Below are 20,226 nucleotides of genomic sequence, written 5' to 3'. Positions count from 1 at the left end.
CTCAGCCTACGCCGCCCCCACGCACCACGAGTCCCTGTTCGCCCGCCCAGCTGCCCACGTCGTCCCCGCGAATGGCGGCGGCCATCAGGCCGGGAAAGTGGTCGGGCGTGCAGGCGAACGCCGGGATGCCCATGCCCGCCAGGGCGCGCGCCACGCCATGGTCGTAACTGGGCGTGCCGTCGTCCGAGAGGGCCAGCAGCGCGATCAGCTGCACGCCGCTGTCCTTCAGCGCGCGGGCGCGGGCCAGCATCTCACGCTCGTTGCCGCCCTCGAACAGGTCGCTGATCAGCACCATCACGGTCTGCTCGGGCCGCTGGATGACCCCCTGGCAGTACGCGAGCGCCCGGTTGATGTCCGTACCGCCGCCCAGCTGAATGCCGTACAGCACGTCCACCGGGTCGTCCAGATGCTCGGACAGGTCCGCGACCGCCGTGTCGAACACCACCACGCGGGTCGTGACGGCCGGGAGACTGGCCAGCACCGCGCCGAACACCCCGGCGTACACGACGCTGCTCGCCATGCTGCCCGACTGATCCAGGCACAGCACGATGTCCCGCAGACTGCGGCGCCGCCGCCCGTGCCCGACCAGCCGTTCGGGAATCACGGTGTTCCGGTCCGGCTGGTACGTCTTCAGGTTCGCGCGGATCGTGCGGGCCCAGTCGATCTCGGCCGGACGCGGCCGGAAGTTCCGCTGCGCGCGGCTCAGGCTGCCGGTCACGGCGGCGCGGGTGGGTTCCTCCAGACGGCGCGTCAGGTCGTCCACCACGCGGCGCACCACCGCCCGCGCGGCGTCCCTGGCCCGCTGCGGCATCACGCCCTTCAGGGTCAGCAGCGTCCCCACGAGGTTCACGTCCGGCTCGACCCCGTCAAGCATCTCGGGTTCGAACAGCAGCTGTTGCAGGTCCAGGCGTTCGATGGCGTCCGCCTGCAACACCCGCACCACGTCCGCCGGGAAGAACTCCCGCAGGTCCGCCAGCCAGCGCGCGACCCTGGGCGCACTCGCGCCCAGCCCGCCCCGTCGCGGCCCGGCCGCGTCGTACAGGCCGCCCAGGGCGTCGTCCATGCGCCGGTCCAGCGCCGAGAGCTTCAGCGGCGTGCCCTCGCCGTCACCGCCCAGGCCGTCCGCCTCGGCGCCGCCCAGCACCAGCCGCCAGCGGCGGCGACGTTCCATGTCCTGCGTCATGCGTTCACCCCCAGCAGTCGCAGCACCACGGGCACGACCCGCAGCGCCCGTTCCTCGTGCAGCTCGCGTTGCGGGCCTCGGGCCGCTGCGCCCCCGCCGCGCAGGGCCTCGCCGACCGCGCGGCGTTCCGGCGGCTCGAAGCGCGAGAACACCCGCCGCAGCAGCGGAAGCGTCTGCGTGAACGTGGCGTCGTCCAGGCCGGTCAGCCAGTCGTCCAGCAGGCCCAGCAGCGCCGGATCGTGCGCCAGCAGCGCGCCGCTGTCCCCCAGGAACCCGTCCAGCCACGCCGTGACCTCCGGCGGCCGTCCGCTGAGGGCGCGGGCCAGTCGGCGTTCGACCTGCGGGCCGTCCAGCAGTCCCGCGTCCCGCAGGCGGCGGACCGCATCCCCGACCGGCAGCGGGTGGGCGTCCTCCCGGTCCGACAGGCGGGCCAGCGCCGCGTGCCATCCGGTCTGGGCGTCCGGGTCGCCCAGCAGCCGCACTGCCCCGTCCGCGCCGCCGACATGCCCGCGCAGCGCGGCGGCCGCGTCGTCCGCGACACTCACCGCCGCCAGCGGCAGGCCCACACCCGCCCGCGTGAGCAGCGTCCGGAACGTCGCCCCAGCCAGGGCACTCGCCTCGCCGTCCCGGCCGCGCACGTCCCCGTAACGCGCCAGTCGCGCCAGGGGCGGCAGGGCCCCGAGCAGGTCGCTCACGTCCGCGTTCCCGGCGGCCCGTGCGTCCAGCGCCGCGAGTGCTGCCGGCAGCGCGCCGTCCAGCTCGGCGTACCGCACCACCTCCAGCAGGGTGGTCAGTTCCGCCAGCGTGCCCGCGTTCCGGGCGGCGTCGGTCGCCACGGCGGTCGCCGCGTCCTGCACCGTCTGCCCGCTGCGGCTCGCCTCGACCAGCCGCACGCTGAACTCGGGTTTCCAGGCCAGCGTCCACGCCTCCCGGAAGGTGCCGCGCCCGCCCGCGTAGCGTTCCTGCGCCCACGGCACGCCCAGCAGGTTCAGGCGGTGAAACAGCACCGAGCGGGCCAGATCGTTGTCGGTGCGGAGGTCCAGCGTCAGCTCCAGCTGCTCGGGCTGCACCTTCAGCCGGAGCCGCTTCTGGAGTCGCGCCAGATCCTGCGCCAGCGGCACGGTCGGCACGCCCTCCGGCACCCGGCCCAGCGCCTCGCCCACCACCAGTTGCCGCTCGATCAGCCGCAGCGGCAGGTCGCTGTCCCAGCCGAACACGCTCAGGGCCGCCTCGTTCAGCTCGTCCAGGCCCGGCAGCGCCCGCCCGCGCAGGGCCGCCAGGGTGTTCGCCAGCCGCGTCGCCTCGATCACGGACGCACTGCTCGCCTCCAGCCGCTCCTCACGCAGCAGCCGCGCCACCCGCGCGAACCAGCGCTCGGTCACGTCCCGCCGCGTCGTGAACAGGTGATGGTAGTACCCCGGCGACCGCACGCCCGCACCGTACCCGCTGCCCGTGCTGAGGCGACCGTGCGTCCACGGCACCCAGGTCAACGTGACCTTCGCTTTCGGCAGCCCCTTCAGGATCGCCGCGTCGTCCTTCGCCTTGAACGCCGCCACGTCCAGCGCGGGGGCGTGCCACGCCCCGCACACCACCGCCACCCGCCCCGCCCCGCCCTTCACGGCCGCGCGGATCGCCTGCCGCATCCACGCCTCACGCTGCGCCTCCCGGCCCACCGGGGCCGGAGCGTCCGCCCGCACCGCCCGCATGGCCTCGCCAATCGCGTCAAAGACCTCGAAATCGTCGCCGCGCGCCTCGACCAGCGTCTCCCACCACCGCTCGAAATCCGCGTACCCGGCCGCCTCCGCCAGCACCCGCAGGGGATCGCTGTGCAGGTCGTCCGACTCGTCGTCCCCACGTTCGCCCGCCAGGGTCACCGACGCCGGAAGATCCATGAACCGCGCCTGCGCCCCCGCCCGCGCCGCCCAGCGGAACGCCACGAACTCCGGACTGAACGCCGCGAACGGCCAGAACGAGGCCCGCGCCGGATCGTCGTTCACGTAGCCCAGCAACGCCACGGGCGGCGTCATCTCCGACTGCGCCAGGAACGGCAGCACGGAATCCGCATCGGACGGCCCCTCGACCAGCACCACATCCGGGTCGAGCTGCGACAGCGCGTGCTCAAGGCTACGGGCCGAGCCGGGGCCGTGATGACGGATGGGGAAAATGGAGATCAAAACCTGATACTCCAAGTCGGGTAGACGCCTTTTGCCTTCTTGTAAATCTCATTCAACGTATGCAGCTTCAGGGTCTTAGTTGTGGTGTTGTAGAAGGCGAACTGATACAGCTCTCCTAAAGCCTGGGCTACCAGCAATTCAGCAGTAGAGAGCGAGAAAAAATATCCAGAGAAATCATCGTCGATTTTCGCTCGTCCGGTAGATTTAACCTCAAGCAGCCTGAGATCCTCGTGGTGAATAGCTTGTTCAATACCATCAGTAGATCTTGGGTACTGAGCGGATATCTGGAAGAGATCGAAGGCCTTTCCATAAACCGGCTTCCCCTTACGAGCGAAGGCAACACATATAGTGGCTCTCTCTTCAGTAGTGGGTTCGTGACAGTGTTCGAGCTGTCGCATGATCAGGAGGGCAGCTGTACGCGCCGTCCTTTTATTACTCGAATTATCAATCTCAATGTCGCCAGCGATAAGCAGAGGAGCATCTATAGGCATGTCTACCATTCAGCTCACCGCCCGGCAGGCTTTATAGAAATCTTTCCAGTCGTCACGTTTCTTGGCGACGGTTTCCAGGTACTCGCGCCAGATGACGGCGTCTTGCACGGGGTCTTTCACGACGGCTCCGACGAGGCTGGCGGCGACGTCGTGGGCGGTGAGGTGGCCGTTCCCGAAGTGCGCGGCGAGGCTGAGGCCGTGGCCGACGACGGATATAGCTTCGGCGGTGCTGAGGCTGCCGCTGGGGCTCTTGAGTTTCGTCTTGCCGTCCTCGGTGGCTCCGGCGCGCAGTTCGCGGAACACGGTAACGATCCGGCGGACTTCCTCCAGCGCGGGGGGCTGGGCGGGAAGGTGGAGGCTGGTGGCAAGCTGCGCGACGCGGCGGGTGACGATGCTGACCTCGTCGTCGAGGCTGTCGGGGACGGGCAGGATGACGGTGTTGAAGCGGCGCTTGAGGGCGCTGCTCAGATCGTTGACGCCCTTGTCGCGGTTGTTGGCGGTGGCGATCAGGTTGAAGCCCTGCACGGCCTGCACCTCGGCGTTCAGTTCCGGGATGGGCAGCGTCTTCTCGGACAGGATGGTGATGAGGGTGTCCTGCACGTCGCTCTGCACGCGCGTCAGTTCTTCCAGGCGGGCGATCTTCCCGGTGCGCATGGCGCGCACGATGGGACTCTCGACCAGGGCGGCCTCGCTGGGACCCTCGGCGAGCAGGCGGGCGTAGTTCCAGCCGTAGCGCACGCTTTCCTCGCTGGTGCCGGCGGTGCCCTGCACGAGCAGGGTGCTGGTGCCGCTGATCGCGGCGGCGAGGTGTTCGCTGACCCAGCTCTTGGCGGTGCCGGGCACGCCGATCAGCAGCAGGGCGCGGTCCGTGGCGAGGGTGGCGACGGCGATCTCCATCAGGCGGCGTTCGCCCACGTACTTGGGGGTGATCTCGGTGCCGTCTTTCAGCGTGCCGCCCATCAGGTACGTCAGGACGGCGTGCGGCGAGAGGTTCCAGCGGGGCGGACGGGGCCGGTCGTCGTGCGCGGCCAGGGCCGACAGTTCGTGCGCGTAGGCCTGCTCGGCGTGCTGACGGAGGACGGTGGAATCAGGGGTGGTCATGGGTGGGCTCCTAGTTGTGTCAGGTGATATTGAATCTCAGTTCGGACTGATCGCGCTACTTTTTCGATGTGCCTGGAGAGGGTCTGCCTGACTTCTGGCGATGGGTGGCTCAGCAGCCGGCGGGCCGCGCCGCCAGGGATCAATTCCGTGAGGGCCATACCCTTGATCAGCTCTGAGGCGGTCTTATCCAGATTTGGACAGGGGGCGTTGTCTCCGTACCCCACGAGAATCTCCAGACCCATGGTGGTCAGGCAGGTGACTCGCTCAGCGATGGCTTCCAGAACGTCCAGAGTGGTCGCTGGATTGGCGGCGAGACGGTCCGCCATCCTCCGGTGACATCGTTCAGAAAGCTTCCTCAGCACTTCGGGAGGAGTGCTCCTGTTTCCCGCGATGGCCAGCAGGAGTTCCGTGTCCTGGCTGCTTGCAAGTTCCATCAGCAGTGCTGGCGGTGTGTTCGGGTTGCTCATCACTGCCAGGACTGCTCGGGAGTCGGATGTCCTGGCCAGAACTTCCAGAACTTGCGGGGGAGTGTTCTGGGCGCGGGCGACTTCTCTTGCCAGATCAGGAGAGATCCTCGCCAGCTCCGCCAGTCTTTCTGCGGAGGTGCCCAGCTTCCGCGCTTCCCGTTTCAGTGCTTTCCAGTCCAGGGTCATCCTCTCTCCTTCCCGAAGTCGGTCCAGAGTTGCTGTCTGAGGTCCAGGGTGGCCTGGAGCTTGCCCATGGTCTGGGGGGCCCATTCGGTGGCGTCGTCGGGCAGTGGGCCGGGGTGGAGGGTGTGTGGGTGGGCGCGGGTGGCGGCGAGTTCCGCGAGTTGTTCCCAGCGGTGGGTGTGGGCGGCGTGGTGGCGGGTGGGGCAGGTGGCGTGCAGGGTGGTCAGGAGGGCGGCGCTCAGGTCGGGGGTCCAGGGGCCGGGGTGCGGGTCGAGGAGGGTCAGCAGGCGTTCCAGGTCGCGGTCGTTCATGGCCTGGGTGTGGGCGGCGGCCAGCGTTTCGGGAGGTCCGACCTGGAGCAGTTGGGGGTGGGTGGGCAGTTCGGTCAGGAGTGCGGCGGCGAGTGGGGTGTGGTGGGTGGTGACGGCGTTCTGCGCGAGCGGCTGGAGCTGGTCGTGCTGCCGGGCGAGGGCGGTCAGGGCGGCGGGGGTGGTGTTCAGGGCGGTCAAGAGGGTGTCGGGGTGGGTGTGTGCCAGCAGGTGGGCCAGCAGGGCCGGGGTGTTCTGGCCGGGCGGGTCGGGCAGGCCGTCGCGCGTGGCGTGGTCGTCGGGGGTGGGGGGCGTGCCGCCGAACAGGGCAGCGAGGCGGGCGGCGTTGCGGGCGTTCTGGGCGCTGCGGGGCAGGCGGTGCAGGGCGGCGCACGCCTGGGTGCGGGTGTCGGCGCTGCGGTCGGTGGTCAGGGTGTCCAGCAGCGGTTCGAGTGGGTGGTCGTCGTCGGTCAGGGTGTCGAGCAGCGCGGTCAGGAGGCGGCGGCGGGTGTCGGCGCGTTCGCTGTCCAGGCGCCGTTGCAGGAGCTCGCGGGCGGCCTGCGGGTCGTGTTCGCGCAGGCGGCGCCACAGGTCCTCGCGTCCGGCGGGCGTGGTGGCCTCCCAGCTGTCCGGGTTGGGGGACAGGCTGGCCCAGTCGGGGTGCAGGCGGGCCAGCCAGTGGCCGCGTTCGCCCAGCACGGGGGTCAGCAGCGGGCGCAGGTGGCTGTTGTAGCTGGTGGCGGCGTGGTCGAGGAGGTCCGGCAGGAGGGCGTGCGGAACGCGCCATCCACCCTGGGCGCAGAGGGTCAGCCATTCGTTCAGGAGGGGCGTGCGGATCACGGTGGGCAGGTGCCGGGCGGCGCGGGCCGGAAGTTCGGGGAGGGTTTCGGGCGGGGCGGGGTCGGGCTGGTCGCCGGGGGGGTCGGGGCGGCGGCCGGCGGCGTGCGCCAGGGCGTGCAGGGCGGCGCGGGCCAGCAGGGTGCCTTCGGGGTCGGGGCGGGTGACCTGCGCGGCGGCCCCCGCCAGGGCGTCCGGGCCGGGGGTGGGCAGGGGGCCGCGGGCGGTGCCGATCAGGGCCAGGGCGAGCAGGGCGTCGGGGTGGTTCATGCGTCGCTCACCGCCCGCAGGGGGTGCAGCGTGCCCGCGTGCAGGGCGCTCAGGGGGGTCAGGGTCTCGCCGTTCCATTCGGCGTACAGGGTGACGGGGTGACCGCCGCTCAGGGCGAGGAGGGTGGGGTTGCGGCCGCTCATGGGGAGGCGGCCGGTGTGGTCCTGCGCGTGCCAGGGGTCGCCGGGAACGATGTGCAGCGGGCCGGTCAGGTGCGCGGTGCGTTCCAGCCAGGGGTTCAGGGCGAGGGCCGCGCCGTGCCTGTCCAGCAGGGCGTCCAGCGTGAGGCCCGGCGGGGGCGCTTCCGGGCGGGTGGGGGTGGCCTCGCCGCGCAGCAGGGCGCGTTGCGGGACGGTGCCGGGGGCGTGGCAGACCTCGGCCTGGAGGGTCACGCCGGGGGGCAGGGCGGGCGGGAAGGGCCGTCCGGCGGCCGAGAAGTCCAGCAGCAGGGCGGTGTGGTCGCCGCTGGTCAGCCAGGTGCGGCGGGTACTCAGGGTGTCTTCCTCGGTGACGCTCTGCCCCATGACCTGCCAGCGGGCCTGGAGGCCGCTGCCGGCCAGGACGCCGGCCGAGTCGATCGGGAAGCCCAGCGCGGCGCGCAGGTCCGCCTGCTGGGCGCCCGACAGGGTGTCGCGGCGCGGCCACGCCTCGGTCAGCAGGTACAGGCGGCCCAGGTGAGCCAGCAGCGCGGCGGGGTCGGACAGGTGGTCGGGAATCTGCCGGACCAGTCGGGCCGCGCCGGGCGCCTGGGCGTCCACGAGACGGGCGGCCTGGGTATCCCAGTCGCTATACGGGCGGGCGGTGGCGTGGGCGAGGCCGTCGCGGATCAGGTCTTTCAGGAAGGTCTGCAACTGGTCCAGGCCCAGGCTGACCTTCTTCTCGCGGGCGGCGCGGCGCTTGGCCTGCGCGGCGGGGTCGGGCGCGGCGGTGACGGGGGTGGTCGTGGCGGCCCGCGCGGCGCGGCCGTCCAGCCACGTCTGCAGGCTCTGGGGGGGCGCGGCCTGTCCGAAGCTGTCTGCGTGCGTGGCGTGCAGCAGCAGCAGGGCCAGGGCGTGCTTGCAGGGAAGTTTGCGGCTGGGGCACGAGCACTTGAAGGCGGGGGTGGTCGGTGCCGGGCCGCTCAGGTCCACGCCGGTCAGGTAGGGGGTGCGGCCGCTGCCCTGGCATTCGCCCCACAGGCTGCTGGCCGGGGCGTTCAGGGTCGGCCAGTTGCCGGGCGCGGCGAGTCTGCGGGCGGCCTGGGCGCTGGCGGCGTCGGGCGCGAGGGCCAGGACAGCGTCGGCGGTCAGCGGGGTGGGGGTCATGGGCCTTCCTTTCACGGGTCCAGCAGGCAACTCAGAACCCCGGAGATGAATTACGTTACTGGCGTAATGTAACGCATTCACCGTTGGCAGGCAAGCCGCCCGGCACCCCGCCAGGGCTCACTCCTGCCAGCGCTCACTCCTGGCAGGGCCACCCCAGTCAGGGCGCAGCCACAGCAGAGGGCCGGGAGCGACGGCCGTCCTGCGCGTCACCCCCGGCCCCCCGGTCCCGGCCCTTACTTCAGGCCAGCCACGATCCGGTCGTAGACCTCGTCCATGCCGCCCACACCGTCCACGCGGTACAGGTGCCCACGCGCCGAGTAGTAGTCGATCAGCGGCTGCGTCTGCTCGCGGTACACGTTCTGACGGTGGCGCGCCACCTCCTCGGTGTCGTCGCTGCGCACCGCCTCGCCCCGCTCGGCCGCCTGACGGCCACGCTCCACGATCCGCTCGATCAGCACCTCGTCCGGCACCTCCAGCAGCGGCACGGCGTTCACGGGCGCACCCAGTTCCTCCAGCAGCATGTCCAGCCCCTGGGCCTGCGCGGTCGTGCGGGGGAACCCGTCGAAGATCACGCGCACGCTGTCCATGTCGGCCAGCCGGTCGCGGATCAACGCGATCAGGATCTCGTCCGGCACCAGTTTCCCGGCGTCCAGAATGGGCTTGACCTGCTGCCCCAGTTCGGTGCCGCGTTTCACGTGATCCCGCAGGATGTCGCCGGTGCTGATCTTCACGAGCTCCCGGTCCTGCGCCAGTCGTTCCGCCTGGGTTCCCTTGCCGGCGCCGGGAGGCCCGAGGAAGATCACGACGTTGTTCTTCTGTCCAGTCACACTTTCCCTCCGTTAGACACTCAGGATAAAGGCTCCGGCGCAGTGCGGGGCGTCCCTGCTCAGTCCGGCCCTGTACCCCCGCAGGTAACGAGACCGCCCCGCGCGGGTCGCACATGAAAAAACCGCCTGCGCGAATGGCAGGCGGTTGCAGGAAGCGGTCGGGGTCAGTTGTTCAGGCGGCCACGGATGCGGCCCTTGCTGATGAACCCGTCGTAGCGGCGCACCGTGAGCTGCGCTTCGAGCTGCTTGAGCGTCTCGAGCGCCACGCCCACGATGATCAGCAGGCCCGTTCCGGAGAACTGGAAGGTCGTGATGCCCGTCGCGCTCTGCACGAGCTGCGGCATGATCGTCAGGACCACCAGGAAGGTCGCGCCCCACAGGCTCAGGCGGCCGCTGATGGTGCCCAGGAACTCGGCGGTCGGCGTGCCCGGACGGACACCCGGAATGAAGCCGCCTGCCTCGCGCAGCTGCTCGGCGATGCGCTTGGGGTCGAACTGCACGCTGTTGTACAGGTACGTGAACCCGAAGATCAGCAGCGCCTCGACGGCCATGTACAGCGGCTGTCCGAAGGTCAGGTTCGTCTGGATGAACGCGTTCACGTCCGGCGCGCGTTCCACGGTGGCCGTGGCGATCAGGTTCGGGATGATCAGCACCGCCGACGCGAAGATCACGGGAATCACGCCCGCCTGGTTCACCTTGATGGGCAGCCAGGTGGCCTGACCCGCGCCGCGTGCCTGACCGGCCGCGCCGGCCCGCGCGCGGGCGTACGTGACGGGCACCCGGCGCTCGGCCTGGTACACGTACACGATCCCGGCGATGGTCACCAGGATCACGGCGGCGAAGGCCACCAGCGACAGGATCTGCACCTGATCGGTGCGCAGCAGCTGCGCGGTCGCGGCGATCTCACGCGGGTACACCGCGATGATCCCGGCCGTGATGATCAGGCTGATGCCGTTCCCGATGCCGACGTCCGTGATGCGCTCCCCGATCCACATCGTGAAGGCGATCCCGGCCACCTGGGTCAGGACCATCACGAACAGCGTGAAGAACCCGGCGTCCCAGCCGGGCGCCAGGAACTGCGGCTGCGAGGTGATGTACAGCGAGAAGAACACCGCCTGCACGGTGCCCAGGCCCACGGCGGCGTAGCGCGTGAACTGGTTGATCTTCTTGCGGCCTTCCTCGCCCTCCTTGGAGAGTTTCTCCAGGGCGGGAATGGTGGTGGTCATCAGCTGGATGACGATGCTGGCCGTGATGTACGGCAGCACGCCCAGCGCGAAGATCGAGAACTGCGAAAGATTGCCACCCGAGATCAGGCTGATCAACCCGAAAAGGCCACCCGAGGTGGCCTGTTCAAGTGCGGCGGTGTTGACGCCGGGAGTGGGAATTGCACTCCCGAGTCGGTACACCGCCAGGAGCAGCAGGGTGAAGACAATCTTCCGCTGGAGATCCGGAATCCGGAAAGCGTCGCGGAAGGCGCGCAGCATTTACTCCGCCTTCTCGGCGCTTTCCGTCTTCGCGGCGGGCAGGATGACCTTGCCGCCGGCAGCTTCCACGGCCTTGACCGCGCCTTCGCTGGCCGCGTCGACGTGGATGGTCAGGGCGCGGCTGAGTTCACCGTTGCCGAGCAGTTTCACGGGGCGGTTCTTGCGGCGCACGAGGCCCACAATTTCCAGCGTGTTGCGGTCGATGGTGGTGACGGCGTCCTCGATCATGTCGAGGCTGGCCAGGTTCACCACTTCGAAGGTCACGCCCACGTTGTTGAAACCGCGCTTGGGCAGGCGGCTGATCAGCGTGCTGCGGCCACCTTCGAAGTAGCTGCCCTTGCCGGCGCCGCTACGGCTCTTCTGGCCCTTGTGACCGCGACCGGCGGTCTTGTCGGTGCCGCCGGGGCCGCGACCGACGCGCTTGCGGTCCTTGCGGCTGCCAGCGTGGGGTTTGAGTTCGTGGAGCTTCACGCTTCCACCTCCAGGAGGTGCTTGACGGTCTTGACCATGCCGCGGACGGCCGGGCTGTCGCTGACTTCACGGCTGTCGCCGATCTTCTTGAGACCCAGCGCCTGAACGGTCTTCACCTGGTAGCCAGGGCGGCCGATGACGCTGCGCTTGAGGGTAATTTTCACTGGGCGCCTCCGGTGGGCTGCGCCTCGCCGCGCAGGGCACGGACCTGCTTGGCGGTGCGGAGGTTCTTCAGGCCGTCGAACACGGCGTACGCCACGTTCACCTTGTTGCGGCTGCCGAGTTCCTTGCTGAGCATGTTGGTGATGCCCGCCAGTTCAGCGATGGAGCGGGGCACGGTGCCGGCGATCACACCGGTACCGGGGCCTGCGGGCTTGAGCAGCACGCGGCTGGTGCTGTTCACGCCCACGATGTCGTGGGGGATCGTGCCGTTCTCGACGGGCACGCTGATCATGTTCTTGCGGGCGATGCTCTTGGCCTTCTCGATGGCCACGGGCACTTCCTTCGCCTTGCCGATGCCCATGCCCACGCGGCCGTTGCGGTCGCCGAGGATCACGAGAGCAGCGAAGCGGAACCGGCGACCACCCTGGTAGGTCTTGCTGGTGCGGTTGACGAACAGCATCTTCTCTTCGAATTCGCTGCTTTCGCGCTCCATGCGGTCGTTGCGTCGGTTAAAAGTCAAGGCCACCCTCCCGCGCCGCGTCTGCGAGCGCTTTCACGCGTCCGTGGTAGCGGTACTGGCCACGGTCAAAGACCACCTTGCTGACGCCCTTGGCGACAGCGGCTTCCGCCAGGGCCTTGCCCACGGCGGCGGCGGTGTCGGTCTTGGTCCCGGTCTTGACGGCGGCGCTGCTGGCCGCAGCAACGGTCGTGCCCTTGCTGTCGTCGATGATCTGGGCGTAGATGTGCTTGCTGGAGCGGAACACGCTGAGGCGCAGGCGCTCTCCGGCGGCCTGCCGCACTTTGCGGCGGGCGCGGAGCTTGCGGCGCACGGTCGTCTGGGCAGCCATTATTTCTTCCCTTTCCCGCCGGTGGCACCGGCTTTACCAGCTTTGAGGGCGATTTTCTCGCCGGCGAAGCGAACACCCTTGCCGTGGTAGGCGTCGGGCTTACGCACCTTGCGGACGTTGGCGGCCACCTGACCGACGAGCTGCTTGTCGATGCCGCTCACGTCGATCTTGGTGGGCTCGGGGACCGTGAAGGTCACGCCGGCCGGGGGCTCGATGATGACCGGGTGGCTGTAGCCGATGGTCAGTTCGAGGTTCTTCCCGGCGAGCTTGGCGCGGAAACCCACGCCCTTCAGTTCCAGGTTGATGGTGAAGCCGTCGCTGACACCCTTGACGGCGTTGGCCACCAGGGTGCGGGTCAGGCCGTGCAGCGCGCGGTGACGCTGCTGGTCACTGGGACGCTCGACGAGCAGCTGGTCGCCGTCCTGCTTGATGGTCAGTTCCTGGTTGTAGGGAACGGTCAGTTCGCCTTTCGGGCCTTTGACCTTGAAGACGCCGCCAGCGGCGCTCGTGGTCACGCCGCTGGGAACGGCGATCGGCTGTTTACCAATTCGGGACATGGGATGTCCTCCTTCTTCCTTAAGTTCGGACGTTCCGCCGTGCGGCGTCCGAGGTCAGGTGAGATCTCGTGCGCGCTGGAATCCTACCGCAGTGCGGGGATTACCAGAGGACGCAGATGACTTCGCCGCCGACACCCTGTTTGCGGGCGTCGCGGTCGGCCAGCAGGCCTTTGCTCGTGGAGACCACGGCAACGCCCAGGCCACGCTGCACGCGGGGCAGGTTCTCGGCGCTCACGTACGCGCGGCGGCCGGGGCGGCTGATGCGCTCGATGTGCTTGATGACCTGCTCGCGCTTGGCCCCGTACTTCAGGGTCAGACGCAGCACGTCGAATTTCTGCCCTTCGGGCAGGAGGCGCTCGTAGGACGCAACGTAGCCTTCCTGCACGAGCAGTTTGGCCAGTTCTTCCTTGAACTTGGAGGCCGGGATGTCCACGGTCTCCTTAAAGGTGCGCGTCGCGTTGCGGATGCGCGTGAGCATGTCGGCGATAGGATCACTCAGCATGTATCTCCTCCAGGGGTCGGCGTGTCGGGCACGCGCGCCCCGGCAGGTGGCCCCGCATCTGTCTGATGCCGGGCGCTAGGCTCCCCTCGTGAAGTGGCTGGCGGTCCAGACGGCCGCCGATTCTTCTGTTGGGTTGGAATCCGCCTCTGGACGATCACCGCTCAAGCGGAGTGGTTCGTATCCAGGGGGGCACAGCACGAACACCGCACAGGGTGCGGCAAGAAAAGAGTGTATCAGATGCCGGCCGCCCCTGGCAATGCCCGCCCTGTCTGGTCACGCGCGGTCCACTGATCACGACCGCAGGCTGGCCAAAACGAACAACCCCCCGTCGCCGGGGGGAGTGTTCAGAACAGAAAGGGGGTGCTTACCAGCTGCTTTTCTTTACGCCGGGCAGTTCGCCCTTGTGTGCCATCTCGCGGATGCAGATGCGGCACAGGCCGAAGAAGCGGTAGTACCCGCGGGCGCGGCCGCAGCGGCTGCAACGGCTGTAGTTCTGCACGGCGTACTTGTGGCCGCGCGCGGCCTTGACAACTTTCGAGGTGTTCGCCATATCAGTTCCTTATTTCCGGAAGGGCAGACCCATGGCCTGGAGGAGCGCGCGGGCTTCTTCGTCGGTTTTCGCGGTGGTCACGATCGTGATGTCCATCCCGCGCACCTTGTCGACCATGTCGTAGGTGATTTCCGGGAAGATCAGCTGCTCCTTGATGCCAAGGTTGTAGTTACCGCGGCCGTCGAAGGCGTTGGGGTTCACTCCGCGGAAGTCACGGATGCGGGGCAGGCCGATGTTGATCAGCTTGTCGAGGAACACGTACATGCGCTCGCCGCGCAGCGTGACCTTGATGCCGACCGGCATGCCCTGACGCAGCTTGAAGTTGCTGATGCTCTTCTTCGCCTTGGTGACGATGGGCTTCTGCAGGGTGATCAGCGCGAGTTCCTTGCTGGCCTTGTCGATCGCCTTGCTGTCTTCCTTGGCGGAGCCCAGGCCTTCGTTCACAACGATCTTCTCGATGCGGGGCACGGCCATCACGCTGGAGTAGCCGAACTGCTGCATCAGCGCCGGGCGGACCTGCTCGTTGTACTTGATTTTCAGTTGCTGCATGGTGGGTTCCTTCGAGCGGTCTCCCAGTTTTTCAGAGAGCGCCGCTCAGGCCGCTGCGCGCCCCGCGGTGGGGGCGGCGCGGCCCGGAGTGGATTCAGTCGATGTTCTTGCCGCTCGCGACGGCCACGCGGACTTTCTTGCCGTCCACGATGGTCTTGCGGATGCGGGTCGCCTTGCCCGTTTCGGGATCGACGATGGCGACCTTGCTGGCGTGAAGGGCCAGCTCGCGGCGCTCCTGCCCACCCTGGGGGTTGGCGGGGCTGGGCTTGACGTTCTTGGTGACGAGGTTCACGCCTTCCACGACGACCTTCTGGTCGCGGGGCAGGGCGAGGAGGACCTTGCCGGTCTGACCTTTGTGCTTGCCGCTCAGAACGATGACGGTGTCACCCTTCTTGAAGTGCAGCTTGTCGCCGTGGTGGCTACCAGCGCTGGGACGGGGCATTACAGCACCTCCGGGGCCAGGGAGACGATCTTCATGAAGCGGCGGTCGCGGAGTTCACGGGCGACCGGCCCGAAGACGCGCGTGCCGCGGGGCTCGCCCTGGTTGTTGATGATGACGGCCGCGTTCTTGTCGAAGCGGATGGTGCTGCCGTCGGCACGCTTGATGGCGTGGCTGGTGCGCACGACCACGGCCTTGACGACGTCGCCGGCCTTGACGGTACCGCGGGGGGCGGCGTCCTTGACGGAAGCGACGATGATGTCGCCGACGTGGGCGTAGCGTTTGTTACCGCCGCCGCCGGTCGTCAGGCCCTTGCCGCCGATGCCGCTGTTCAGCACGCGGATGCACATGATCTCGCGGGCGCCGCTGTTGTCCGCCACGTCGAGGCGGGATTGAGGCATGATCATGCGTTACCCCCTTCGGTTTCCACGGCGGTGGTCTCGATGCCGCGGGGGCGCTCGATCAGCTTGGTGACCTTCCAGGTCTTGGTCTTGCTGATGGGACGCACCGCGAGGATCTCGACGCGGTCACCCACGCGGAACTCGTTGTTCTCGTCGTGCGCAGCGTACTTGTGGCTGCGGGTCACGACCTTGCCGTACAGCGGGTGGGCGAAGCGACGCTCGACCTTGACGCTGACCGTCTTGTCGGCCTTGTCGCTCACGACGACGCCGGTAAAGGTCTTTTTCATGCCTGCTCTCCCTGCTTGCTCAGCTCGGCGCGGATGGTGTTGAGCTGGGCGACTTCGCGGCGCAGCTGCGTCACGCGGTGGGGCTGGGCCAGGTTGCCGGTGGCGGCCTGGAAGCGCAGCTCCATCAGTTCTTTCTTACGGGCGTCGATTTCACGGGCGAAATCGTCGGCCTTCAGGTTACGCATCTCACTGGGCTTCATCGTAGACCTCGCGCTTGACCATCTTGGTCTGGATGGGCAGCTTGTGACCGGCCAGGCGGAAGGCTTCCTTGGCCTGCACCTCGGTCACGCCGGACACTTCGAACATCACGCGGCCGGGCTTGACGACGCTGACCCAGTACTCCACGGCGCCCTTACCTTTACCCATTCGGGTTTCGGCGGGTTTCTTGGTGACGGGCTTGTCGGGGAAGATGCGGATGTAGATCTTACCGCCGCGGCGGAAGTGACGGCTCATGACGATACGGCACGCTTCGATCTGGTTGCTCTTGATCCACGCGGGTTCCAGGGCGATCAGGCCGTAGTCGCCGAACGCGACGTAGTCGCCGCCTTTGGCGTCGCCGGTCATCCGGCCGCGGTGCTGTTTACGGAATTTGGTGCGCTTGGGAAGAAGCATCACTCACCTCCGGGGCGGCGCCGCGCGGCGGGGCGGCGGCGGTTGGGGCGGTCGCCTTCGGGGCGGCGCTCATCGTTGCGGCGCTGGGGGCGGGCGAAGGTCTCGGTGCGGCCACCGATGACTTCACCGGTGAAGACCATGACCTTGATGCCCAGCGAGCCGTAGGTGGTCTCGGCGCGGGCGGTGCCGTAGTCGATGTCGGCGCGCAGGGTGTGCAGGGGCACGCGGCCTTCGCGGACCATCTCGGTGCGGGCCTGCTCGGCGCCGCCGAGTCGACCGGACAGGATGATCTTGACGCCACGGGCGCCGGATTCCATCACGCGCTGCGCGGCCTGCTTCATGGCGCGGCGGAACGCGAAGCGGCGTTCGATCTGCTCGGCGATGCGCAGGGCGACCAGCGGGGCGCTGATGTTGGGGTTGGGGATCTCGGCGACGTTCACGGCGACGGTGCCGGCAGACACGAGCTTCTCGATGTCCTGGCGGAGTTCCTTGATGGACTCCCCACCCTTGCCGATCACGATGCCGGGTTTCGCGGCGCTGATGATCACGTTGACCTGCTGGCCGGCGCGCTCGATCTCGATGCGGGCGATACCGGCGGCGTTCAGCTTCTTGCCGACGAGGTTACGGATCTTCTCGTCTTCTTTCAGCAGACCGGCGTACTGCTTCTTGCCGGCGTACCAGCGGCTGTTCCAGCCGCGGGTGATGCCCAGGCGGAAGCCGTTCGGGTTGATCTTGTTACCCATTACTTGTTCCCCTTCTCGCCCACGATGATGGTGATGTGGCTGGTGCGCTTCTTGATGATGTTCGCGCTGCCACGGGCGCGGGGAATCAGGCGCTTGAGGGTCGGTCCGGCGTCCACGTAGGCGGCCGTGATGACCAGGCGGTCTTCGAGCATCTCGTCGTTGTGCAGCGCGTTGTGCTTGGCGCTGTTCAGCACCTTGGCGACGGGCTCGCTGGCGGCGCGGGGGATGAAGCGCAGCAGGTCTTCGGCGTCACGGACGCTCTTGCCACGGATCACGTCGACCACGAGGCGGACCTTGCGGGGGCTGATGCGCACGTACTTGGCGATCGCCTTGCCGGGGGTGCGCAGCTTGACGTTCTGCTTGCGCTGCTTCTTGTTGCGGAATTCAGGAGCGGTCATTTCTTCTTGCTCCCTTTGGCGTTCTTGTCAGCGCCGTGGCCGCGGTAGCTGCGGGTGGGGCTGAACTCGCCGAGCTTGTGGCCGATCATCTGCTCGTTCACGAAGACGGGAACGTGCTGCTTGCCGTTGTGGACGGCGATGGTGTGACCGATCATTTCGGGGACGATGGTGGAGCGGCGCGACCAGGTCTTGATGACGCGCTTGTCTTTCTTTTCGTTCTGGACGTCGACCTTCTTCAGGAGGTGGTCATCCACGAACGGGCCTTTCTTGAGGCTACGGGGCATGTCCTACCCTCCTTACTTCCCGCCGCGGCGGGTGATGATGAAGCGGTCGCTGTTCTTGCGCTTCTTGCGGGTCTTGAGACCCTTGGCGGGCTGGCCCCAGGGGGACACAGGCACGCGGCCGGCACCGGTGCGGCCTTCACCACCGCCGTGGGGGTGATCCACGGGGTTCATGGCGCTACCACGCTGGTGGGGCTTGCGTCCGAGCCAGCGGCTGCGGCCGGCCTTACCGAGGTTGATGTTCTTGTGCTCGGCGTTGCCGACGGTGCCGATGGTCGCGTAGCACTCGCTGTGCACGCGGCGCAGCTCACCGCTGGGCAGTCGCAGGATCACGTAGTCGCTTTCCTTGCCCTGCACCTGGATGCTGGTGCCGGCGCTGCGGGCGAGCTGGGCGCCCTTCTGCGGCACGAGTTCCACGGCGTGGACGACGGCACCGACCGGCACGAAGCGCAGCGGCAGGGCGTTGCCCAGCTTGGGTTCGGCTTCGGGTCCGGCGTTCACGGTCGCGCCGACCTGCAGGCCTTCGGGAGCCAGGATGTAACGCTTGGCGCCGTCGGCGTAGTGCAGCAGGGCGATGCGGGCGCTGCGGTTGGGATCGTACTCGATCGCGGCGACCTTGGCGGTCACGCCGGCCTTGTCGCGGCGCTTGAAGTCGATGATGCGGTACAGGCGCTTGTGGCCACCGCCGATGAATCGGCTGGTGATGCGGCCACGGTTGTTACGACCGCCGGTCTTGGGGAGGGCGGTGGTGAGCGCCTTCTCGGGGCGCTTCTTGGTCAGTCCGCTGAAGTCCGCAGTCGTCATCTGGCGACGGCTGGGGGTGTACGGACGGTATTTCTTGACGGCCATGTTCAATCTCTCCTTAGGCCTGGCCTTCGAGGGCCTCGATCTTCTGGCCTTCGGCGAGACGCACGATGGCCTTCTTGCGGTCGGCGCGGTGCCCGATGAAGCGGCCGACGCGCTTGCGCTTGCCGGGGACGTTCATGGTGCTGATGCCGATCACGGTCACGCCGAACGCTTTCTGGACGGCGCTCTTGATGTCGGTCTTGGTGGCTTTGGGGCTCACCCAGAAGGTGTACACGCCGCGTTCCATGCCGGCGTAGGCCTTCTCGCTGATCACGGGCTGCTGAAGGATGTCGTAGTGGCTCATGCCTGCTCCCCTTCTTCTTCCTGCGCGGGCTCCAGGGCAACCGCGTCGATCACCAGGCGCTCGTGGCGCAGGATGTCGTAGGCGTTCAGACCGGCGACGGGCATCACGGTGGCCCACGCGACGTTGCGCGCGGCCTGACGGGTCTGGGCGTCGTCGGTGACGATCAGCACGCGCTCGCTGCCGTCCATGCCGTTCTGGGCAGCCCAGGCGACGAAGTTCTTGGTCTTGCCGTCGACGTCGAAGCCGTCCACTGCGACCAGTTTGCCTTCGTCCTGGCGGGCGGCCAGGGCCATGGCGAGGCCCAGCTGGCGGACCTTGCGGGGCAGGGTGTAGCCGTAGCTGCGGGGCTTGGGCCCGAAGGCCACGCCGCCGCCCACGAAGGTGGGGACGCTGCGGTCGCCGTGACGGGCGTTACCGGTGCCTTTCTGGCTGAACATCTTCTTGCCGGTCGCGCTCACCTGAGCGCGGGTCTTGGTGCTGGCCGTGCCGCGGCGGCGGCTGGCGAGCTGCCAGGTCACGACGTCGTGCAGGACGCCGCTGTTCACTTCCGGCAGTTCGAGGTCGATGGTACGGCCCCCGTTCTTGCCGATGACGTTGATCTGCGCCATGTCTTACTTGCCTCCCTTGGCAGCCTGGCGCAGCACGACGAGTCCACCGTTGGCGCCGGGGATGGCGCCCTTGACCAGAATGATGTTCTCGTCAGCGCGGATCTCGACCACTTCCAGGTTCTGGACGGTGATGCGCTCCATGCCCATGTGGCCGGCCATGCGTTTGCCCTTGTACACGCGGCCGGGCGTCTTGCGCTGGCCGATGGAACCGGGGCGACGGTGCCATTTCTTGGAACCGTGGCTGGCGGGACCACCCTTGAAGTTCCAGCGCTTCATGACGCCCTGGAAGCCTTTACCCTTGCTGGTGCCGGTCGCGTCGATCTTCTCGCCTTCGGCGAAGATGTCGATGCTGACGGTGTCGCCTTCGGGGTTGAAGTCGCGGAATTCACGCAGGAAGCGCACGGGGCTGACCCCGGCCTTCTTGAAGTGACCCAGCGCGGGCTTGTTGACGCTCTTCTCGCGCTTGGGGGCGTAGCCGATCTGCACGGCCTCGTAGCCGTCGGTCTGCGCGGTCTTGCGCTGCACGACGGGGCACGGGCCAGCCAGGACGACCGTCACGGGAACGGCGCGGTCGCCTTTCCAGATCTGGGTCATGCCGATCTTGGTGCCGAGGATGCCTTTCATGCGCGGCCTCCGACGGTCTTGATCTCGATGTCGACGCCGGTGGGCAGGTCGAGGGTCATCAGGCTGTCAATCGTCTTCTTGGTGGGGTTCATGATGTCCACCAGACGGTTGTGCGTGCGGATCTCGAAGTGCTCGCGGCTGTCCTTGTTGACGAAGGGGCTGCGCAGCACGCAGAAGCGGCGGATGCGGGTGGGGAGGGGCACGGGGCCGCTCACGTCCGCTCCGGTGCGCCGGACCGTGTCCACGATCTTGCTGGCGGACTGGTCAAGCGCCTTGTGGTCGAAGCCACGAAGTTTGATACGGATCTTGGGGGCAACCATGTCGATTACTCCAGGACCTTGGCGACGACGCCGGCGCCGACGGTGCGGCCACCTTCGCGGATGGCGAAGCGCAGGCCTTCTTCCATCGCGATCGG

At 68.1% G+C, this 20,226-nt stretch carries 31 protein-coding genes; all 31 read right to left on the bottom strand.

Going from position 1 to position 20,226, the window contains the following annotated elements:
- Nucleotide 1: 1 nt before the first annotated feature.
- On the bottom strand, nt 2-1,183 hold the full coding sequence (locus CBQ26_RS15800; protein WP_088249601.1) for a VWA domain-containing protein: 1,182 nt from the start codon (nt 1,181-1,183) through the stop codon (nt 2-4).
- On the bottom strand, nt 1,180-3,357 hold the full coding sequence (locus CBQ26_RS15795; RefSeq protein ID WP_088249600.1) for a DUF5682 family protein: 2,178 nt from the start codon (nt 3,355-3,357) through the stop codon (nt 1,180-1,182). The genes CBQ26_RS15800 and CBQ26_RS15795 overlap by 4 nt, the downstream gene beginning before the upstream one ends.
- Nucleotides 3,354-3,857 carry a hypothetical protein gene (locus tag CBQ26_RS21490; protein ID WP_143342174.1) on the bottom strand — a complete coding sequence of 168 codons (504 nt, stop codon included), beginning with the start codon at nt 3,855-3,857 and terminating at the stop codon, nt 3,354-3,356. The genes CBQ26_RS15795 and CBQ26_RS21490 overlap by 4 nt, the downstream gene beginning before the upstream one ends.
- Nucleotides 3,858-4,949, bottom strand: coding sequence for an ATP-binding protein (locus CBQ26_RS15790; protein ID WP_088249599.1), 1,092 nt, complete (start codon nt 4,947-4,949; stop codon nt 3,858-3,860).
- Nucleotides 4,946-5,602, bottom strand: coding sequence for a DUF2336 domain-containing protein (locus tag CBQ26_RS21485; protein ID WP_143342173.1), 657 nt, complete (start codon nt 5,600-5,602; stop codon nt 4,946-4,948). Before CBQ26_RS21485 ends, CBQ26_RS15790 begins: the two co-directional genes overlap by 4 nt.
- The gene (locus CBQ26_RS15785) at nt 5,599-7,014 is read right to left on the bottom strand and encodes a DUF5691 domain-containing protein (protein WP_088249598.1); all 1,416 of its coding nucleotides are present in this window, start codon (nt 7,012-7,014) and stop codon (nt 5,599-5,601) included. The genes CBQ26_RS21485 and CBQ26_RS15785 overlap by 4 nt, the downstream gene beginning before the upstream one ends.
- Nucleotides 7,011-8,318, bottom strand: coding sequence for an SWIM zinc finger family protein (locus tag CBQ26_RS15780; protein ID WP_088249596.1), 1,308 nt, complete (start codon nt 8,316-8,318; stop codon nt 7,011-7,013). Before CBQ26_RS15780 ends, CBQ26_RS15785 begins: the two co-directional genes overlap by 4 nt.
- A gap of 233 nt (nt 8,319-8,551) precedes the next feature.
- The gene (locus tag CBQ26_RS15775) at nt 8,552-9,145 is read right to left on the bottom strand and encodes an adenylate kinase (protein WP_088249595.1); all 594 of its coding nucleotides are present in this window, start codon (nt 9,143-9,145) and stop codon (nt 8,552-8,554) included.
- Between the two features lie 164 nt (nt 9,146-9,309).
- Nucleotides 9,310-10,629: a preprotein translocase subunit SecY gene (gene secY / locus CBQ26_RS15770; RefSeq protein WP_088249594.1), complete on the bottom strand. Its 1,320-nt coding sequence runs from the start codon at nt 10,627-10,629 to the stop codon at nt 9,310-9,312.
- Entirely contained in the window at nt 10,630-11,100 is a 471-nt protein-coding gene (gene rplO / locus CBQ26_RS15765; protein ID WP_088249593.1) for a 50S ribosomal protein L15, read from the bottom strand. It abuts the gene before it with no gap.
- Nucleotides 11,097-11,264 carry a 50S ribosomal protein L30 gene (rpmD, locus tag CBQ26_RS15760; protein WP_088249592.1) on the bottom strand — a complete coding sequence of 56 codons (168 nt, stop codon included), beginning with the start codon at nt 11,262-11,264 and terminating at the stop codon, nt 11,097-11,099. The genes rplO and rpmD overlap by 4 nt, the downstream gene beginning before the upstream one ends.
- Nucleotides 11,261-11,782: a 30S ribosomal protein S5 gene (gene rpsE / locus CBQ26_RS15755; RefSeq protein WP_280522606.1), complete on the bottom strand. Its 522-nt coding sequence runs from the start codon at nt 11,780-11,782 to the stop codon at nt 11,261-11,263. Before rpsE ends, rpmD begins: the two co-directional genes overlap by 4 nt.
- Nucleotides 11,772-12,110, bottom strand: coding sequence for a 50S ribosomal protein L18 (gene rplR / locus CBQ26_RS15750; RefSeq protein ID WP_055362784.1), 339 nt, complete (start codon nt 12,108-12,110; stop codon nt 11,772-11,774). The genes rpsE and rplR overlap by 11 nt, the downstream gene beginning before the upstream one ends.
- Nucleotides 12,110-12,667 carry a 50S ribosomal protein L6 gene (gene rplF / locus CBQ26_RS15745; RefSeq protein WP_088249589.1) on the bottom strand — a complete coding sequence of 186 codons (558 nt, stop codon included), beginning with the start codon at nt 12,665-12,667 and terminating at the stop codon, nt 12,110-12,112. The genes rplR and rplF overlap by 1 nt, the downstream gene beginning before the upstream one ends.
- 100 nt (nt 12,668-12,767) lie before the next feature.
- On the bottom strand, nt 12,768-13,169 hold the full coding sequence (gene rpsH / locus CBQ26_RS15740) for a 30S ribosomal protein S8 (RefSeq protein ID WP_088249587.1): 402 nt from the start codon (nt 13,167-13,169) through the stop codon (nt 12,768-12,770).
- 364 nt (nt 13,170-13,533) lie between these two features.
- Nucleotides 13,534-13,719, bottom strand: coding sequence for a type Z 30S ribosomal protein S14 (locus tag CBQ26_RS15735; protein WP_088249586.1), 186 nt, complete (start codon nt 13,717-13,719; stop codon nt 13,534-13,536).
- A 9-nt stretch (nt 13,720-13,728) separates the two neighbouring features.
- A complete protein-coding gene (gene rplE, locus CBQ26_RS15730) occupies nt 13,729-14,268 on the bottom strand; it encodes a 50S ribosomal protein L5 (RefSeq protein WP_088249585.1) in 540 nt (179 codons plus the stop codon).
- 94 nt (nt 14,269-14,362) lie between these two features.
- Nucleotides 14,363-14,710 (bottom strand): 50S ribosomal protein L24, encoded by a 348-nt coding sequence (gene rplX, locus CBQ26_RS15725; RefSeq protein WP_055362779.1) that lies wholly within the window; start codon nt 14,708-14,710, stop codon nt 14,363-14,365.
- Entirely contained in the window at nt 14,710-15,114 is a 405-nt protein-coding gene (rplN, locus tag CBQ26_RS15720; protein ID WP_022800312.1) for a 50S ribosomal protein L14, read from the bottom strand. The genes rplX and rplN overlap by 1 nt, the downstream gene beginning before the upstream one ends.
- Entirely contained in the window at nt 15,111-15,395 is a 285-nt protein-coding gene (gene rpsQ, locus CBQ26_RS15715) for a 30S ribosomal protein S17 (protein WP_088249583.1), read from the bottom strand. The genes rplN and rpsQ overlap by 4 nt, the downstream gene beginning before the upstream one ends.
- Nucleotides 15,392-15,595 carry a 50S ribosomal protein L29 gene (gene rpmC / locus CBQ26_RS15710; protein WP_088249582.1) on the bottom strand — a complete coding sequence of 68 codons (204 nt, stop codon included), beginning with the start codon at nt 15,593-15,595 and terminating at the stop codon, nt 15,392-15,394. The genes rpsQ and rpmC overlap by 4 nt, the downstream gene beginning before the upstream one ends.
- Entirely contained in the window at nt 15,582-16,007 is a 426-nt protein-coding gene (gene rplP / locus CBQ26_RS15705) for a 50S ribosomal protein L16 (protein WP_088249581.1), read from the bottom strand. The genes rpmC and rplP overlap by 14 nt, the downstream gene beginning before the upstream one ends.
- Complete coding sequence (rpsC, locus tag CBQ26_RS15700) at nt 16,007-16,750, bottom strand: 30S ribosomal protein S3 (protein WP_088249580.1); 744 nt, start codon at nt 16,748-16,750, stop codon at nt 16,007-16,009. Before rpsC ends, rplP begins: the two co-directional genes overlap by 1 nt.
- Entirely contained in the window at nt 16,750-17,148 is a 399-nt protein-coding gene (rplV, locus tag CBQ26_RS15695; RefSeq protein ID WP_088249579.1) for a 50S ribosomal protein L22, read from the bottom strand. Before rplV ends, rpsC begins: the two co-directional genes overlap by 1 nt.
- Nucleotides 17,145-17,432, bottom strand: coding sequence for a 30S ribosomal protein S19 (gene rpsS, locus CBQ26_RS15690; protein ID WP_055362774.1), 288 nt, complete (start codon nt 17,430-17,432; stop codon nt 17,145-17,147). Before rpsS ends, rplV begins: the two co-directional genes overlap by 4 nt.
- A gap of 12 nt (nt 17,433-17,444) precedes the next feature.
- Complete coding sequence (rplB, locus tag CBQ26_RS15685; RefSeq protein WP_088249578.1) at nt 17,445-18,278, bottom strand: 50S ribosomal protein L2; 834 nt, start codon at nt 18,276-18,278, stop codon at nt 17,445-17,447.
- A 13-nt stretch (nt 18,279-18,291) separates the two neighbouring features.
- On the bottom strand, nt 18,292-18,579 hold the full coding sequence (locus CBQ26_RS15680; protein WP_055362773.1) for a 50S ribosomal protein L23: 288 nt from the start codon (nt 18,577-18,579) through the stop codon (nt 18,292-18,294).
- Nucleotides 18,576-19,187, bottom strand: a complete 612-nt coding sequence (rplD, locus tag CBQ26_RS15675; protein WP_088249577.1) for a 50S ribosomal protein L4 — start codon at nt 19,185-19,187, stop codon at nt 18,576-18,578. The genes CBQ26_RS15680 and rplD overlap by 4 nt, the downstream gene beginning before the upstream one ends.
- A gap of 3 nt (nt 19,188-19,190) precedes the next feature.
- Nucleotides 19,191-19,811, bottom strand: coding sequence for a 50S ribosomal protein L3 (gene rplC / locus CBQ26_RS15670; protein WP_088249576.1), 621 nt, complete (start codon nt 19,809-19,811; stop codon nt 19,191-19,193).
- Nucleotides 19,808-20,131 carry a 30S ribosomal protein S10 gene (gene rpsJ, locus CBQ26_RS15665; protein WP_014685998.1) on the bottom strand — a complete coding sequence of 108 codons (324 nt, stop codon included), beginning with the start codon at nt 20,129-20,131 and terminating at the stop codon, nt 19,808-19,810. Before rpsJ ends, rplC begins: the two co-directional genes overlap by 4 nt.
- 5 nt (nt 20,132-20,136) lie before the next feature.
- The coding region (locus tag CBQ26_RS15660) for an EF-Tu C-terminal domain-related protein (protein ID WP_216360381.1) at nt 20,137-20,226 on the bottom strand (90 nt) is incomplete at its 5' end.

The sequence above is a fragment of the Deinococcus indicus genome, from assembly GCF_002198095.1.
Classification (GTDB): Bacteria; Deinococcota; Deinococci; order Deinococcales; family Deinococcaceae; genus Deinococcus; species Deinococcus caeni.
Note: the sequence above shows the minus strand (reverse complement) of the source record. Positions and strands in the feature narration are given on the sequence as shown.

Excerpts from the sequence above, each read along its gene's own strand:
- rplE (WP_088249585.1), bottom strand. The coding sequence starts at position 14,268 with ATGCAGCAACTGAAAATCAAGTACAACGAGCAGGTCCGCCCGGCGCTG.
- CBQ26_RS15790 (WP_088249599.1), bottom strand. The coding sequence starts at position 4,949 with ATGACCACCCCTGATTCCACCGTCCTCCGTCAGCACGCCGAGCAGGCC.
- rplC (WP_088249576.1), bottom strand. The coding sequence starts at position 19,811 with ATGAAAGGCATCCTCGGCACCAAGATCGGCATGACCCAGATCTGGAAA.
- CBQ26_RS21490 (WP_143342174.1), bottom strand. The coding sequence starts at position 3,857 with ATGGTAGACATGCCTATAGATGCTCCTCTGCTTATCGCTGGCGACATT.
- rpsS (WP_055362774.1), bottom strand. The coding sequence starts at position 17,432 with ATGCCCCGTAGCCTCAAGAAAGGCCCGTTCGTGGATGACCACCTCCTG.
- CBQ26_RS21485 (WP_143342173.1), bottom strand. The coding sequence starts at position 5,602 with ATGACCCTGGACTGGAAAGCACTGAAACGGGAAGCGCGGAAGCTGGGC.
- rplB (WP_088249578.1), bottom strand. The coding sequence starts at position 18,278 with ATGGCCGTCAAGAAATACCGTCCGTACACCCCCAGCCGTCGCCAGATG.
- rplX (WP_055362779.1), bottom strand. The coding sequence starts at position 14,710 with ATGCCCCGTCCCAGCGCTGGTAGCCACCACGGCGACAAGCTGCACTTC.
- rpsJ (WP_014685998.1), bottom strand. The coding sequence starts at position 20,131 with ATGGTTGCCCCCAAGATCCGTATCAAACTTCGTGGCTTCGACCACAAG.
- secY (WP_088249594.1), bottom strand. The coding sequence starts at position 10,629 with ATGCTGCGCGCCTTCCGCGACGCTTTCCGGATTCCGGATCTCCAGCGG.
- CBQ26_RS15780 (WP_088249596.1), bottom strand. The coding sequence starts at position 8,318 with ATGACCCCCACCCCGCTGACCGCCGACGCTGTCCTGGCCCTCGCGCCC.
- rplF (WP_088249589.1), bottom strand. The coding sequence starts at position 12,667 with ATGTCCCGAATTGGTAAACAGCCGATCGCCGTTCCCAGCGGCGTGACC.
- CBQ26_RS15735 (WP_088249586.1), bottom strand. The coding sequence starts at position 13,719 with ATGGCGAACACCTCGAAAGTTGTCAAGGCCGCGCGCGGCCACAAGTAC.
- rpsQ (WP_088249583.1), bottom strand. The coding sequence starts at position 15,395 with ATGAAAAAGACCTTTACCGGCGTCGTCGTGAGCGACAAGGCCGACAAG.
- rplD (WP_088249577.1), bottom strand. The coding sequence starts at position 19,187 with ATGGCGCAGATCAACGTCATCGGCAAGAACGGGGGCCGTACCATCGAC.
- CBQ26_RS15800 (WP_088249601.1), bottom strand. The coding sequence starts at position 1,183 with ATGACGCAGGACATGGAACGTCGCCGCCGCTGGCGGCTGGTGCTGGGC.
- rpmC (WP_088249582.1), bottom strand. The coding sequence starts at position 15,595 with ATGAAGCCCAGTGAGATGCGTAACCTGAAGGCCGACGATTTCGCCCGT.
- rplN (WP_022800312.1), bottom strand. The coding sequence starts at position 15,114 with ATGATCATGCCTCAATCCCGCCTCGACGTGGCGGACAACAGCGGCGCC.
- CBQ26_RS15785 (WP_088249598.1), bottom strand. The coding sequence starts at position 7,014 with ATGAACCACCCCGACGCCCTGCTCGCCCTGGCCCTGATCGGCACCGCC.
- rplV (WP_088249579.1), bottom strand. The coding sequence starts at position 17,148 with ATGACCGCTCCTGAATTCCGCAACAAGAAGCAGCGCAAGCAGAACGTC.
- rpsH (WP_088249587.1), bottom strand. The coding sequence starts at position 13,169 with ATGCTGAGTGATCCTATCGCCGACATGCTCACGCGCATCCGCAACGCG.
- rplR (WP_055362784.1), bottom strand. The coding sequence starts at position 12,110 with ATGGCTGCCCAGACGACCGTGCGCCGCAAGCTCCGCGCCCGCCGCAAA.
- rplP (WP_088249581.1), bottom strand. The coding sequence starts at position 16,007 with ATGCTTCTTCCCAAGCGCACCAAATTCCGTAAACAGCACCGCGGCCGG.
- rpsC (WP_088249580.1), bottom strand. The coding sequence starts at position 16,750 with ATGGGTAACAAGATCAACCCGAACGGCTTCCGCCTGGGCATCACCCGC.
- CBQ26_RS15680 (WP_055362773.1), bottom strand. The coding sequence starts at position 18,579 with ATGAGCCACTACGACATCCTTCAGCAGCCCGTGATCAGCGAGAAGGCC.